The 14,582-nt window shown below is 74.0% G+C and carries 14 protein-coding genes; 7 read left to right on the plus strand and 7 right to left on the minus strand.

The window, feature by feature from the left end; genetic code table 11:
* Positions 1-308, plus strand: a 308-nt coding sequence (locus E1264_RS07095; RefSeq protein WP_132170819.1) for an SDR family oxidoreductase, incomplete at its 5' end; no start/stop codon positions are given.
* Between the two features lie 239 nt (positions 309-547).
* Here the strand turns inward: E1264_RS07095 and E1264_RS07100 are convergent.
* Both E1264_RS07100 and E1264_RS07105 read right to left on the minus strand, forming a co-directional pair.
* A complete protein-coding gene (locus E1264_RS07100; RefSeq protein WP_132170821.1) occupies positions 548-1,222 on the minus strand; it encodes a GntR family transcriptional regulator in 675 nt (224 codons plus the stop codon).
* 45 nt (positions 1,223-1,267) lie between these two features.
* Positions 1,268-1,999, minus strand: a complete 732-nt coding sequence (locus E1264_RS07105; RefSeq protein WP_132170823.1) for an alpha/beta fold hydrolase — start codon at positions 1,997-1,999, stop codon at positions 1,268-1,270.
* A gap of 202 nt (positions 2,000-2,201) precedes the next feature.
* Here E1264_RS07105 and E1264_RS07110 point away from each other — a divergent pair, with 202 nt between their 5' ends.
* Genes E1264_RS07110 through hpaD form a run of 4 tightly spaced genes read left to right on the plus strand, consistent with a single transcriptional unit; the run spans position 2,202 to position 7,156 of the window.
* The gene (locus E1264_RS07110; RefSeq protein ID WP_132170825.1) at positions 2,202-3,632 is read left to right on the plus strand and encodes a fumarylacetoacetate hydrolase family protein; all 1,431 of its coding nucleotides are present in this window, start codon (positions 2,202-2,204) and stop codon (positions 3,630-3,632) included.
* Between the two features lie 31 nt (positions 3,633-3,663).
* Complete coding sequence (dapA, locus tag E1264_RS07115; protein ID WP_132170827.1) at positions 3,664-4,584, plus strand: 4-hydroxy-tetrahydrodipicolinate synthase; 921 nt, start codon at positions 3,664-3,666, stop codon at positions 4,582-4,584.
* Positions 4,585-4,634: 50 nt separating this feature from the next.
* A complete protein-coding gene (gene hpaE, locus E1264_RS07120; protein ID WP_132170829.1) occupies positions 4,635-6,140 on the plus strand; it encodes a 5-carboxymethyl-2-hydroxymuconate semialdehyde dehydrogenase in 1,506 nt (501 codons plus the stop codon).
* Entirely contained in the window at positions 6,140-7,156 is a 1,017-nt protein-coding gene (hpaD, locus tag E1264_RS07125; RefSeq protein WP_132170831.1) for a 3,4-dihydroxyphenylacetate 2,3-dioxygenase, read from the plus strand. Before hpaE ends, hpaD begins: the two co-directional genes overlap by 1 nt.
* A 3-nt stretch (positions 7,157-7,159) precedes the next feature.
* Here the strand turns inward: hpaD and dinB are convergent, their stop codons facing one another.
* Positions 7,160-8,335 (minus strand): DNA polymerase IV, encoded by a 1,176-nt coding sequence (gene dinB, locus E1264_RS07130; protein ID WP_243710802.1) that lies wholly within the window; start codon positions 8,333-8,335, stop codon positions 7,160-7,162.
* 99 nt (positions 8,336-8,434) lie between these two features.
* Between dinB and xylB the strand changes: the two genes are divergently transcribed.
* Both xylB and xylA read left to right on the plus strand, forming a co-directional pair.
* Positions 8,435-9,850: a xylulokinase gene (xylB, locus tag E1264_RS07135; protein ID WP_132170836.1), complete on the plus strand. Its 1,416-nt coding sequence runs from the start codon at positions 8,435-8,437 to the stop codon at positions 9,848-9,850.
* Positions 9,847-11,004 carry a xylose isomerase gene (gene xylA / locus E1264_RS07140; protein ID WP_132170837.1) on the plus strand — a complete coding sequence of 386 codons (1,158 nt, stop codon included), beginning with the start codon at positions 9,847-9,849 and terminating at the stop codon, positions 11,002-11,004. The genes xylB and xylA overlap by 4 nt, the downstream gene beginning before the upstream one ends.
* Here the strand turns inward: xylA and E1264_RS07145 are convergent.
* From E1264_RS07145 to E1264_RS07160, 4 genes are read right to left on the minus strand one after another with little or no spacing between them, the layout of a single operon-like run.
* Positions 10,997-12,193 (minus strand): ABC transporter permease, encoded by a 1,197-nt coding sequence (locus E1264_RS07145; RefSeq protein ID WP_132170839.1) that lies wholly within the window; start codon positions 12,191-12,193, stop codon positions 10,997-10,999. The two genes, xylA and E1264_RS07145, sit on opposite strands and share 8 nt — an antisense overlap.
* Positions 12,190-12,879: an ABC transporter ATP-binding protein gene (locus E1264_RS07150; protein ID WP_132170841.1), complete on the minus strand. Its 690-nt coding sequence runs from the start codon at positions 12,877-12,879 to the stop codon at positions 12,190-12,192. The genes E1264_RS07145 and E1264_RS07150 overlap by 4 nt, the downstream gene beginning before the upstream one ends.
* The gene (locus tag E1264_RS07155) at positions 12,876-13,922 is read right to left on the minus strand and encodes a peptidoglycan-binding protein (RefSeq protein WP_132170843.1); all 1,047 of its coding nucleotides are present in this window, start codon (positions 13,920-13,922) and stop codon (positions 12,876-12,878) included. Before E1264_RS07155 ends, E1264_RS07150 begins: the two co-directional genes overlap by 4 nt.
* Complete coding sequence (locus E1264_RS07160; RefSeq protein ID WP_132170845.1) at positions 13,922-14,479, minus strand: hypothetical protein; 558 nt, start codon at positions 14,477-14,479, stop codon at positions 13,922-13,924. Before E1264_RS07160 ends, E1264_RS07155 begins: the two co-directional genes overlap by 1 nt.
* Positions 14,480-14,582: the final 103 nt, after the last annotated feature.

The raw sequence follows: 14,582 nt of genomic DNA on the forward strand, positions 1-14,582 counted from the left end.
CCCCCGGCCTCGGCCACTACGAGGCCACCAAGGCGGCCGTGGACGCCCTCACCCGCACCGCCGCTCTGGAGCTCGCGGGGCACGGCATCCGCGTCAACGGCGTCGCTCCTGGACCGGTCCACACGCCGATGACGGCCGGGCTCATGGAGAACGCCGAGGCCCGCGCGGCCTGGGAGTCCCGCATCCCGCTGAACAGGATCGCCACCACGGACGACATCGCCCCCCTGGTCCTGTTCCTGGCCTCGGACCAGGCGAACCACATCACGGGCACCGTCATCCAGGTCGACGGCGGCCAACTCCTCACGTAGTTGGCCCAGGGGGCGACCCCCTGGAACCCCCGTCACGGCGCAGGCGATCCTCACGCCGCTGTTGCGGTCCGTCGTGCCCGTACAACGTGCGGCGCGCGTCGCTCCGGTCGCCTGCGCCGCCGGGTCGTGCGACCTCCGGCGCTGGGCGCCTACGGCCGCACGACCCGTGGCCCCGGCTGAGCTTGAAACGCCGAAGGCGCCTTCCTCCAACCCGGGGGAAGGCGCCTTCGATGTTCTCGTTACTTATGCGGGACGGCGCTGTGGAGGGCGTCGGCCGTGGCGTTCTTGTGGGCGCAGGCGACGCGTTCGATCTCGCCCGGGTCGGCGCCCTTGGAGATGAGTTCCAGGATGCGCTCGTGCTCGACGACGGAGCGGCGGGCGCGGCCGGGGACGTAGGTGAAGGTGGAGCGGCGCATGTGGTCAAGGCGCGTCCACTCGGCCTCCAGCAGGGCCTTCAGGTGCGCGTCGGGGCAGTGCTCGTAGATGGAGAAGTGGAACTCCCGGTTGAGCGCGGTGAACGCGGTGGGGTCGAACTCCTCCAGCGCCTCGACCATGCGGTCGTTGATCTTGCGCGAGCGGCCGATCTCGCCGGCCTTCATGTACGGCGCGGAGATGGCGGTGGCGTAGCCCTCCAGGCGGGCCAGGATCTGCAGCGTGTGCTCCACCTGCTCGGCCTCGAAGACCGCGACGCGGGCGCCGACGTTGCGCACCACCTCGACGAGCCCGTCGGACTGGAGGCGGCGCAGCGCCTCGCGCAGCGGGATGGTGCTAACCCCGGTCTCCTGGGCGAGCTGGTTGATGACCAACCGGTAGCCGGGCACGTAGGTGCCCTCCAGAATGCGCGACCGCAGCAGTTCGTAGCAGAACTCGGCCTTGCTCTCCTTGGTCTGGTCCTGCTTCTTCGCGGCAGTCACCCGGTTCTCCTCATCTTCGGCCCCACACCCCCCGGAACGACCCTGTCACCGCGACAGCGCGTCCAGCACGGCGGCGCGGAAGGCCGAGCCGCCCAGCACCTCGTGGTGGGCGCCCGGCACCGTGACCAGTCGCGCCTCGCCGAGCTCTTCGGCGAGGTCTCCGATTCCTCGTGTCAGCTCATCATTGTCGCCGACGACGAACACCGGAAGGACTTTGGCGTTCCAGGCACCGCCCGCGAACGGCGTCGAGCGCAGGCCCTCGACGCACAGCGCGAGCCCGGCCGCGCGGTCGCCGTGGGAGGTGATCATGCCGGCGATCATTCCGGTGAACGGGTCGGCGGGCTCGGCGCCCTCGCGGACGGCGCGGTGCAGCGCCTCGACGTCCACGGCGGTGAACGGCTCGGCGGGGCTGAGCCCGCCCAGCACGGTGCGTTCCACGCGGTCGGGGGCCGTCGCGGCGAGCTCCCATGCGATCCTGGCACCGAGCGAGTAACCGGCCGCGTCGACGGTGGAGTACCCGGCGCGGTCCAGGACGGCGACGAGGTCGGCGGCGATGGCCGGAGCGGTGGCCTCCGCGGAGGCGGAAGGCGGGGCGCTCTCCCCGTGGCCGGGCAGGTCCGGGACGACGACCGTCCGCCCGGCGGCGGTGAGCGCCTCGGCGATGCCGGTGTCGACCCAGTCGGCCTTCCCGTCCGAGCAGAGGCCGTGCACGAGGAGCACGGGCGGCGCGTCCACCGGATCGGCGGACGTGAACGTGCGAACGGCGAGGTCGCCCATCCGTCAAGCACCTCCTAGAGGATTTCGCATACGATTTGCGATCATACTGCACGGGAACATCGGGTTCCGCTCCCGGTCGTCTCGCATCTTGGAACGGTTGAAGCGAGATGTATTGCACTCTCGTCATCGTGCATGACTTCATATACGATTTGCTCAGACCTGATGCCAGGTTCGTTCCCGTCCCGTCACAGGAGAGCTCGCAGTGCCGCACCCGCTGGGCGACCGGCCCTCGAAGATCATTGCCGTCCACCTCAACTTCCCGTCCCGCGCGAGGGAGCGCGGGCGCATCCCCTCCGAGCCCTCGTACTTCCTCAAGCCGCCCTCCTCCCTCGCCGGGACCGGCGACCCCCTGGCCCGCCCGGCCGGCTGCGAGCTCATGACGTTCGAGGGCGAGATCGCCCTGGTCATCGGGCGGCGCGCGCACCGGGTGGCGCCCGGCGAGGCGTGGGAGCACGTCGGGTGGGTGACGGCCGCCAACGACGCGGGCGTGCACGACATGAAGTGGGCCGACCGCGGCTCCAACCTGCGCTCCAAGGGCGCGGACGGGTTCACCCCGATCGGGCCGCGGCTGCTCGACGCCCGCGCCCTCGACCCGGCGGCGCTGCGGATCCGCACCTGGGTGAACGGCGAGATCGTCCAGGACGACACCAGCGACACGCTCCTGTTCCCGTTCGCGGCGCTCGTCGCCGACCTGTCCCGGCTGGTCACCCTTGAGGCGGGCGACGTGATCCTCACCGGGACCCCGGCGGGCGCGTCGGTGGCCGGGCCGGGCGACACCGTCGAGGTCGAGGTCACCGCCGGCCCGCAATCTACCGGACGGCTGTCCAACACGGTGGTGCAGGCGGGCCCGCTCGACGGCTGGGGCGCGATGCCGCGCGCCGACGACGCCGCCCGCGCCGACGCCTGGGGCTCGGCCTATGTGGCGAAGGCCACGCTCGACGAGGCCGTCGCGGAGGCGCTGCGCGGCCTGTCGACCGCCACGCTCAGCTCCCAGATGCGCAAGCGGGGCCTGCAGCACATGTCGATCGACGGCGTCCACCCGGCGGGCGGCGACGGCGTGAAGATGGTCGGGACGGCCCACACGCTCCGCTACCTGCCGCTCCGCGAGGACCTGTTCGAGCGCCACGGCGGCGGCATGAACGCGCAGAAGCGCGCCATCGAGGAGCTGCGCCCCGGCCAGGTCCTCGTGATGGACGCGCGCCGCGACGCCTCGTCCGGGACGATCGGCGACATCCTCGCGCTGCGGGCCGCGAAGCGCGGCGCCGCGGGCGTCGTCACCGACGGCGGACTCCGCGACAGCGCGACCGTCGCCGCCATGGACCTGCCCGTCTTCCACGCGGGCGCGCACCCGGCCGTGCTCGGCCGCCGCCACGTCCCCTGGGACACCGGGCTGCCGATCTCCTGCGGCGGCGCGCTCGTCCAGCCCGGGGACGTCCTGGTCGGCGACGCCGACGGCGTCGTCGTCATCCCCCCGGACATCGTCGAGGGCCTCGCCGCCGACGCCGCCGAGCAGGAGGCGCAGGAGCGCTTCATCACCGAGCGCGTCGCCGAGGGCGAGCCCGTCGACGGCCTCTACCCGCTCGGGCCGCGCTGGCGCGAGCATTACGAGACCTGGCGCCGCGACCACAGCTGAGACCGCAGCTCAGAGCCTTCGAGGAGCAACGTTGAAGTTCCGCACCGACCCGGCCACGATCCGCGGGTCCATCGCGCCCGTCGTCACGCCGTTCACCGCCGAGGGCGCCGTCGACCACGACGCGCTGCGCGGCCTGATCCGCTGGCAGCTGGAGTCCGGCTCGCACGGGGTGTCCCTCGGCGGCTCGACCGGCGAGCCGAGCGCGCAGACCGCGGCCGAGCGCATCGCCGCGATCCGCACGGCCGCCGACGAGGTCGCCGACCGCGTCCCGTTCCTGCCCGGCACCGGATCGGCGAAGCTGGACGAGACCCTGGAGATCACCGCGGCGGCCCGCGAGGCCGGAGCCGACGCGGCCCTGATCATCACCCCCTACTACGCGCGGCCCACCCAGAACGCCCTGTACGACTGGTACGCGACCGTCGCGCGCGAGTTCCCCGACCTGCCGCTCGTGATCTACAACGTCCCGTCCCGGACGGCCGTGGACATCGCGCCGGAGACCGTCCGGCGGCTGTTCGCCGACTTCGACAACGTCGTCGGGATCAAGGAGACGACCAAGGACTTCGAGCACTTCTCCCGCGTGCTGCACGCCTGCGGGCCCGAGCTGCTCGTCTGGTCCGGGATCGAGCTGCTGTGCCTGCCGCTGCTCGCCCTCGGCGGCGCCGGGTTCATCAGCGCCGTGACCAACCTCGCGCCCGCCGCCGTCGCGCGGATGTACGAGCTGTGGACGGCCGGCGACCACGCCGCCGCCCGCGACCTGCACTACCGCCTGCACCCCCTGGTGGACCTGCTGTTCGTCGAGACCAACCCGGCGCCCGCCAAGTGGGTGCTTGAGCGGCAGGGCCGGATCCCGTCCGGGCACGTCCGGCCGCCGCTCGCGGCGCCGTCCGGCGACGCCCAGGCGCGCATCCGCGCCCTGCTCGACCAGGGCGGCGACCTCACCGCGGGGATCTGACGCACGATCCCCGCGCAGCGCCGTCCCACAACGAACCGGAAGAGAGCACGATGTCCCTCCCCTCCTCCCCCGACCGTCCCGACGGACTCCCGGAGCGCATCCGGCACTGGATCGGCGGCGAGCCCGCCGACAGCGCCGACGGCGCGGTCTTCGACGTCGTGGACCCCGTCTCCAACGCCCCCTACGCCACCTGCGCCGCGGGCGGGCCCGCCGACATCGGCCGCGCCGTCGCGGCGGCCCGCGCGGCGTTCCCCGCCTGGTCCGCCGTCGGCAACCGCGAGCGCGCCACGATCCTGAACCGGATCGCCGACGCCGTCGAGGCGCGCGAGGACCGGCTCTCCGCGTTCGAGTCGTTCGACTCCGGGCTTCCGATCACGCAGGCGCGCGGCCAGGCCCGCCGCGCCGCCGAGAACTTCCGCTACTTCGCCGACGTGATCGTCGCGCTCGGCGAGGAGGCGTACCGGGTCGGCGACCAGCAGCTCAACTACGTGGTCCGGACGCCCGCCGGCGTCGCCGGGCTGATCACCCCGTGGAACACGCCGTTCATGCTGGAGAGCTGGAAGCTCGCCCCGGCGCTCGCGGCCGGCTGCACGCTGGTGCTGAAGCCCGCCGAGTGGACGCCGCTGTCGGCGACCCTGTGGGCCGAGATCTTCACCGAGGCGGGGGTGCCCGCCGGGGTGGTCAACATCGTGCACGGCATCGGCGAGGTCGCGGGCCAGGCCCTGGTCGACCACCCGGACGTGCCGCTGCTGTCGTTCACCGGCTCCACCGATACCGGCCGGCACATCATGCGCTGCTCCGCGGACGGCCTGAAGGCGCTGTCGATGGAGCTCGGCGGCAAGTCCCCGGTCGTGGTGTTCGCCGACGCCGACCTCGACGCGGCCCTCGACTCGGTCGTCTTCGGGGTGTTCTCGCTGAACGGCGAGCGCTGCACGGCCGGGTCCCGGGTGCTGGTGGAGCGGCCGATCTACGAGGAGTTCTCCCGGCGGATCGCCGAGCGGGCCGAGCGGGTCAGGGTCGGGCTGCCGTCCGACCCCGCCACCGAGGTCGGCGCCCTCGTGCACACCGAGCACTACGCGCGCGTCCTGGAGTACGTGGAGATCGGGCAGCGGGAGGCCAAGCTGATCGCGGGCGGCACGCGCCCCGCGCACCTGCCCGAGGGCAACTACCTGCAGCCCGCCGTGTTCACCGACGTCCCCCGCGACGCCCGGATCTTCCAGGAGGAGATCTTCGGCCCGGTGGTGGCGCTCGCGCCGTTCGACGACGAGGACGAGGCGGTCGAGCTCGCCAACGCCACCCGCTACGGCCTCGCCGCCTACGTCTGGACGAGCGACCTGCGCCGCGGCCACCGCATCGCCCACGGCGTCGCCTCGGGTATGGTCTGGATCAACTCGCACAACGTCCGTGACCTGCGCACTCCCTTCGGCGGCGTGAAGGACTCGGGGGTCGGCAGGGAGGGCGGCGCGCACAGCATCGACTTCTTCTCCGAGTCCAAGATCGTCCACGTGATGCTCGGCGAGGTGCACACGCCTCGCTTCGGCGTTCAGGAGAAATGATGAGCACTCCTCCCCCCGACGTCGTCCGCTCCGCCTACGCGCAGCTGGCCGTCACCGACCTGGCCGCGGCCCGGTGGTTCTGGGTCGACATGCTCGGCCTGCACGTCCAGCACGAGGAGACCGATGCCCTCTACCTGCGCGGCACCGACGAGCTGACCCACCATTCGCTGGTGCTGCGCAAGGGCCCGGTCGCGGCCCTCGACCACCTCGCCTACCGGGTCCGGACGCCCGAGGACGTCGACCGCGCCGAGAAGTTCTTCACCGAGCTCGGCCGCCCCGTCCGGCGGATCCGCCCGGACGAGGGCACCCACGGTGTCGGCGACGCGGTCCGCGCCGTCGACCCGCTCGGCTTCACCGTCGAGTTCTTCCACGACATCGCCCGCGGCGAGCGCCTCATCCAGCGCTACGACCTGCACCGCGGCGCGCAGATCGCGCGGCTCGACCACTTCAACATCTGCACGCCCGACATCCCCGCCGCCTACGACCACTACAAGTCGCTCGGGTTCGGCTGCTCGGAGACGATCGAGGGCGACGAGCACGAGCTGTACGCGGCGTGGATGTACCGGAAGCAGACCGTCCACGACGTCGCGTTCACCGGCGGCGCCGGGCCGCGCCTGCACCACCTCGGGGTGGCGACGCACGAGTCCCACCAGGTCCTGCACACCGCCGACATCTTCGGGTCGCTGCGCAAGGAGCACCACATCGAGCGGGGCCCCGGGCGGCACGGCGTGTCCAACGCCTTCTACGTCTACCTCCGCGACCCCGACGGGCACCGGGTGGAGGTCTACACCTCCGACTACTACACCGGCGACCCCGACCACGAGACGTACCGGTGGAACGTCCACGACGACCGCCGCCGCGACTTCTGGGGCAACGCGGTGATCGAGTCCTGGTACAAGGAGGCCAGCCCCGTCCTCGACCTCGACGGGAACATCCAGCCGGTCTCGGAGTCGGCGCTGGACGAGTCGGCGGTGAAGGTCGGCGCCGACGGCCTCGGGATCATCGAGCCGTCCTGACGTTCAGTCCGGCAGCATCGGGACGGACATCCCCTGGTCGCGGCCCAGCAGGACCGCGCGGGTGATCGCGGACGACCCGAACCGCTCCCGGACGCCGTCGACGGCGCCGTCCACGGCCATGGCCTGGTCGAACGGCAGCGCGAGCTGGACGGCGCGGTTGTCGTGGAGGTTGCCGAGCGAGACGCCGATCAGGGTCAGCCCGCGGGTCTCGATCATCGGCGCGGCGGCGGCGAGGAGGTCCCTGGCGGTCTCCAGGATGCGCGGGGTGTCGGCGGTGGCCTGCGGCAGCGTGCGCGAGCGGGTGGCGCGGGCGAAGTCCTCGAAGCGGAGGCGGAGCGTGACCGTCCGGCACACCCGCCGGGCTTTGCGGAGCCGCCCGCCGAGCCGGTCGACGATCCCGACGAGCAGGGCGTCCAGCTCCTCGGGCGAGCGGCGTCGGCGGCCCAGCGCGCGCTGCGAGCCGATCGACCGGCGCCGCACCCCGGTCCGCACCGGGCGCGGGTCGCGGTTGCGGGCCAGCGCGTGCAGGTGCCGTCCGGCGCCGGGGCCGAGCAGCGTCACCAGCGTCGACTCCGGCATGTCGGCGACGTCCCCGACGGTCGTGACGCCGAAGCGCGCGAGCTTCTCGGCGGTGGCCCGCCCGACGCCCCACAGCCGCCGCACCGGCAGCGGCCGCAGGAACTCCAGCTCGCCGTCCGGCGGCACGACGAGGAGCCCGTCGGGCTTGGCGACGCCGCTGGCGACCTTGGCGAGGAACTTGGTGCGCGCCACCCCGACGGTGATCGGCAGCCCGATCTCCTCGGCGACCTCCCGCCGGAGCCGGACGGCGATGTCCACTGGGGAGCGGCGCAGCCCGTAGACGTCGAGGAACGCCTCGTCGATCGACAGGCCCTCCACCAGCGGCGTCGTGGCCCGGAACAGCGCGAACACGGCCTTGCTCGCCGCGCTGTAGGCGCTCATGCGCGGCGGGACGACGACCGCGCGCGGGCAGAGCCGCCGCGCCTGCCCGCCGCCCATCGCCGTCCGCACCCCGTACGCCTTGGCCTCGTAGCTGGCCGCCAGCACCACCCCGCCGCCGACGATCACCGGCCGCCCCCGCAGCCCGGGATCGTCGCGCTGCTCGACCGACGCGTAGAACGCGTCCAGGTCGGCATGCAGGATCGTGGCACCTCCGGACACGAACATATGTTCGCATACAGGGGCCGTCCGTGGCGATGGCGCCCGGCCGCCGACGACGGCGATGAATTAGTCTCGGGTTTCGACGGAAGGTGAAGGCGGATGGCCGAATCCCCCCTGGTCGCGGGCGTCGACTCCTCGACGCAGTCGACGAAGGCGGTCCTGTGCCGGGCCGCGGACGGCGCCGTGGTGGCCGAGGCGTCCGCGCCGCATCCGGACGGCACCGAATGCCACCCCGACCACTGGTGGAGCGCGCTGGCGGAGGTCCGGGACCTGCTCGAACAGGCCGACGCGGTCGCCGTCGCCGCCCAGCAGCACGGGATGGTCGCGCTCGACGGCGCCGGACGCGTCGTCCGGCCCGCCCTGCTGTGGAACGACACGCGCTCGGCGCCGCAGGCCCGCACGCTCGTCGAGGAGTTCGGCGGTCCGAGGCGGTGCGCGGAACTCGCCGGAAGCGTGCCGCTGGCGTCGTTCACCGTGACCAAGCTGCGCTGGATGGCCGAGCAGGAGCCGGAGAACGCGCGGCGCACCGAGCGCGTGATGCTGCCGCACGACTGGCTGACGCTGCGGCTCGGCGCCCGGGAGCCGGTCACCGACCGGGGCGACGCGTCCGGGACGGGCTACTGGTCCCCCGCGACCGGCGCCTACCTCCCCGAACTGCTCCGGGCCGCGCTCGGCCGCGACGCCGAGCCGCCCCGGGTCGCCGCGCCCGGCGAACGCGCCGGCGAGACCGCCTGGGGCGCGGCGCTCGGGTCCGGCACCGGCGACAACATGGGCGCGGCGCTCGGGCTCGGGCTGGAGCCCGGCGACGTCGCGGTGTCGATCGGCACGTCCGGGACGGTGTTCGCGGTGGCGGACGGGCCCGCCGCCGACCCGTCCGGCCAGGTCGCCGGGTTCGCCGACGCCACCGGCCGTTTCCTCCCGCTGGTCTGCACGCTGAACGCGGCGCGCGTCCTGTCCTCCGCCGCCGCGATGACCGGGGCGGCGCTGGACGAGCTGTCCGCCCTCGCGCTCGCCGCCGAGCCGGGGGCGGGCGGCGTGACGCTGCTCCCCTACCTGGACGGGGAACGCACGCCCGACCGTCCGGACGCGACCGGGGTCCTCGCCGGGCTGACCACGTCCAACGCGACGCGGGAGAACGTGGCGCGGGCGGCGGTGGAGGCGCTGCTGTGCTCGCTCGCCGACGCCGTCGACCACCTGGCGGCGCGGAGCGGGGTCAGGCCGCGCCGGACGCTGCTGATCGGCGGCGGCGCCCGCTCGGCCGCCGTCCGGGCGCTGGCCCCGGCGATCCTCGGGACGCCGGTGACCGTCCCCGAACCCGCCGAGTACGTCGCGCTCGGCGCCGCCCGCCAGGCCGCGTGGGCGCTCGCCGGGACGCCCGGGCCGCCCGCCTGGGCCGCCCCGCCCGCCACCGAGCACACCGCCGACGCCGCCGACGCGGCGGACGCCACGGAGATCCGTGAACGGTACGCCGCGCTGCGCGACTCCGCCCCGCGGCTCCGAGGGAGGACCCCATGACCGACTACACGCCCGTACCCGAGGACCGGTTCTCGTTCGGCGTCTGGACGGTCGGCTGGCAGGGCGCCGACGTGTTCGGCCCCGGCACCCGCCCGCCGATGCCCGCCGACCGCGCCGTCCGCAAACTCGCCGAGATCGGCGCCTACGGCGTGAACTTCCACGACAACGACGTGTTCGCGTTCGACGCCGCCCCCGCCGAGCGGCGGGCGAAGATCGGCGCGTTCTGCAAGGCGCTGGAGGAGACCGGCCTCGTCGTCACCACCGCGACCACGAACCTGTTCTCCCACCCGGTCTTCAAGGACGGCGCGTTCACCGCCAACGACCGCGACGTCCGCCGGTTCGCGCTGCGCAAGGTCATGGACAACCTGGACCTGGCCGCCGAGCTCGGCGCCCGCACGTACGTGTGCTGGGGCGGGCGCGAGGGCGCCGAGTCCGGCGCCGCCAAGGACGTCCGCGCCGCGCTCGACCGCTACAAGGAGGCGTTCGACGTCCTCGGCGCCTACGTCGCCGACCAGGGCTACGACCTGCGGTTCGCGATCGAGCCGAAGCCGAACGAGCCGCGCGGCGACATCCTGCTGCCCACCATCGGGCACGCCCTCGCCTTCATCCAGACCCTGGAGCGTCCCGGCGACGTCGGGCTGAACCCCGAGGTCGGGCACGAGGAGATGGCCGGGCTGAACTACGCGCACGGGCTGGCGCAGGCGCTGTGGCAGGGCAAGCTGTTCCACATCGACCTGAACGGGCAGCACGGCCCCCGCTACGACCAGGACCTCCGGTTCGGCGCCGGGAACGCGCGCGGCGCGTTCTGGGTCGTCGACCTGATCGAGCACAGCGACTACGACGGCCCGATCCACTTCGACTTCAAGCCGCCGCGCACCGAGGACGACGAGGGCGTGTGGGAGTCGGCGGCGGCGTGCATGCGCAACTGGCTGATCCTGCGCGAGAAGGTCCGCGCGTTCCGCGCCGACCCCGCCGTCCGGGACGCGCTGGCCGAGGCCAAGCTGGACGAGCTGGCCCGCCCCACCCTCGCCGAGGGCGAGGACTGGCGCGACGTCCGCGACGCCTCCCCCGACATCGAGGCGCTCTCCGCCCGCCGCACCGCCTTCGAGCACCTCGACCAGCTCGCCCTCGAACACCTCTACGGCGTCAGGTAGCCGCGAGGGCCTCGGTCGGCGGGAGCCGGGCGGCCCTGATCGCCGGGTAGAGGCCCGCGACGCCGCCGATGAGCAGGGTCGCGAGGATCCCGCCCGCCATCGCCCAGGCGGGGACGACGGTCGGCCAGTCCTGCGTCACGGCGAAGACCGCGGTGACGGCGATGCCGAGCGCGACGCCGCCCACCCCGCCGAGCGCGGCGAGGACCTGCGACTCGGTGAGGAACTGCAGCCTGATCTGGCCGCGGGTCGCGCCGAGCGAGCGGCGCAGCCCGATCTCGGCGCGCCGCTCCAGGACCGAGATCACCATGGTGTTCGCGACGCCGACGCCGCCGACCAGCAGCGCGACGCCGCCGAGGCCGAGGAGCAGGCCGGTGAACGCCCGGTCGGTGGCCTCCTGCGCGGCGAGCGCGTCCGACGGGCGGCTGACCTCCACCTCGTTCGGGGCCTGCGGGTTGGCGGTCGCGGCGAGCAGGCCCTGCACCTTCTCGACCGCGTCCTCGCGGGCCCGGGTGTAGAGGGTGGTCGGGTGGCCGTCGAAGCCGAGGCGGGCCACGGCGGCGTCCCAGCCGACGAGGGCGGCGGAGTCCAGCTCCGGCGCGAGCCGGTTCGGGTTCATGATCCCGACGACGGTGAACCACTGCGAGCCGAGCCATACCTGGACGTTCGGCGCCGCGACGCCGAGCCGCTCCGCCGTCTCCGACCCGAGGACCACGGCCGGGTACCTGGCCGTGGCGGCGTTGAGCCAGGTGCCGGAGGCCATGGTGAGGCCTGCGGTCCGGGGCAGGTCGAGGCGGGCCGCGCGGACGCCGATGCCGCCGCTCTCCCCCTCCGGGATGTGGTCGTTGCGGTAGGCGTGGACGTCGTCGAGCTCGGCCGTGGCGGACGCGGACTCGACGTCCGCCATCCGCCCCACCATGCCGACCGACTCCTCCGGCAGCTTGGCGGCCTCGCCGAAGAAGTCCTTGCCGGGCTTGACGGTGAGCAGGTTGGTGCCGAGCCGGTCGAGGGTGGCCTGGAGCTCGGCGCGGCTGGACGTGGAGATCCCGACCACGCCGATCATCGCGGCGATGCCGATCGCGATGCCCAGCGCGGACAGGAACACCCGGAGGGGGCGGGTGCGCAGCCCGGCGGCGCCGACGCGCAGCACGTCCGCCGGGCCGAGCCGCGCGGGGGTGTCGGCGTGGTTCATCGGGCGGCCTCCGCCATCGCGTCGTCGTGGACGATCCGGCCGTCGCGCATCCGCACCTGGCGGGGCAGCAGCGCGGCGATGTCCCGGTCGTGGGTGATCAGGACGACGGTCGTCCCGCCGCCCGACAGCTCCCGCAGCAGGTCAAGCACGCCCGCGCCCGAGGCGGAGTCGAGCGCGCCGGTCGGCTCGTCGGCCAGCAGCAGCGCGGGCTCCCCCACGACCGCGCGGGCGATCGCGACCCGCTGCCGCTCCCCGCCGGACAGCTGGTGCGGGCGGTGCCCGAGCCGGTGCCCGAGCCCGACGCGCTCCAGCGCGCGGCGGGCCCGGCGGCGCCGCTCCCCCGCGGGCGCGCCGCCGTACAGGAGCCCGTCCGCGACGTTGTCCAGCGCGCTGACCCCGGCGGCGAGATGGAACTGCTGGAACACGAACCCGATCCGGCGGGCGCGCAGCGCCGACAGCCGCCGGTCGGTCAGCCGGGACGCCTCCGTGCCCTGGACCAGGACGGTGCCCGCGCTCGGCCGGTCCAGGGTGCCGAGCAGGTGCAGCATCGTCGACTTGCCCGACCCGGACGGCCCGACGATCGCGACGAGCTCGCCCGCCCCGACCGCCAGCGACACGCCGTCCAGCGCGGTCACCCCGCCCGGGTAGGTCTTGGTGACGTGCCGCAGCTCCACCACCGCGCTCATTTGGGTATCCCCACCTTCATGCCCTCGGCCAGGCCGGCCCCCGAGATCTCGACCCGGCCCTCGGTGAACACGCCCGTCTCCACCGGCACGGTGCGGACGCGCCCGTCCTGGACGACCTGGACGGCGTACCCGCCGTCCCCCTGCGCGAGCAGCGCGCCGACGGGCACGGCGAGGACGCCGTCGTGCCGGTTCGCGGTGAGCCGCACCTCGACGGGCGCCTTGTCGTAGGAGCCGAGCTCCTTCTGCCCGCCGACCGCGATCGTGACCTCGATCGTCGTCGGCTGATCGTCCCCGCCCTCCGTGGCCACCTTCCCGACCGAGGTGATCCTCCCCTTCGTGGTGTCGCCGGACGGCAGCTCGATCTCGACGCCGGCGCCCTTCCTGGCGAGGCGCTGGTACCGCACGTCCAGGTCGACGCTCACGACGCGGGTGGTCCCGGTGTAGGTGAGGACGGCCCCGCCGATCCGGTCGCCCACATCGGCCTTGCGCTCCGCGACCCGGATCCGGCCGGGCGCGATGACGGCCGCCCCCGGCTCCACCCGCCCGGTCTCCGCGACACCGAGGTCGTCCTGCCAGCGCCGCACGGCGGCGGCGGTGGCGGCGCCGTAGGTCTCGTCGACGGTGAAGCCGGTGTACCCGAGGGCCCGCAGGTTCGTCTCCAGCTGCCGGACGTCGTCGCCCACGGTCCCGGTGGAGAGCGTCCGGTACAGCGGGAGCCTGCCGTACAGCAGCGGCACGGGCCTGTCGTCCACCCGGTACACCGGGCGTCCGCGCGGGATCACCGTCCCGGCGGCGGCCACCCAGGTGAGCGTGCCGCCTCCCGCGCCGGCCGCCGTGCGGGTGCCGCCGTAGCCGAGCGTGCCGTCCACGTCCTGCGTCTCGACCAGCGTCGTCCGCTCGATCGGCGCGGTCGCGGGCGGCAGCGAGCCGTGCGCGGCGGCGGGCTCGCCGGAACCGCCGCCCAGGCCGGCGGTCGCGAGGCCCGCGCCGCCGGCCACCACGACCCCCGCCGCGCCGAGGGCGACGGCGCGCCTGCGCGCCATCAGTCCTTGCCCTCGATGGGAGGCGGGGCCTTCCGGCCGCGTTCCGGCTGGAACTTGGCACACGCCTTCTGCGCGTCCTTGAACTCCGGGCTCTGCGGGTCGATCCCGGTGCCCTTGCCCGCCTTCAGCAGCATGCTGCCGTCGGGCTTGGGGTCGGGGAACTTGCTGACGCCGTTGTCGCGCATGCATTTCGCGTACGCGCGCAGCTTGGCGATCTCCTCCGGCTTGGGCTTCTCCGGCTTGCCGCCGTTCGGCATCAGGTGCCGGCACTTCTTCTGCGCCGCGTCGACCTCGTTGTCCACCTTCGGGCCGGCGCCCTTGGCCTTCCCCGGCGGCTCGCTGTGCCGGATCGTGATCTCGCCGTCCCCACCCGGGTCGTCCATGTCGACCCCGTTGTCGCGCATGCACTTGGCGAAGTCGCGCATCTTCTGCTGGTCGCTCACGGCCTTGGCGGTGCCGCCGGATCCCGCGCCCGTGCCCTCGCTGCCGCAGCCCAGCGGGCCGAGGGCGAGCACCGGGAGGAGGGCCAGCGCCGCGTACGCGCGTCGTCGTCGCATCGGTCGGTCTCCTCATCGTCCCCGCCGGGCGGAGCGCCCGGCGGCGACCGCAAGTCCAGCCGGACGCCGGTAACCCCGGCGTAACCGGTTCGCGTTATGCCGG

The sequence above is a fragment of the Actinomadura sp. KC216 genome (assembly GCF_004348535.1).
Lineage (GTDB): Bacteria > Actinomycetota > Actinomycetes > Streptosporangiales > Streptosporangiaceae > Spirillospora.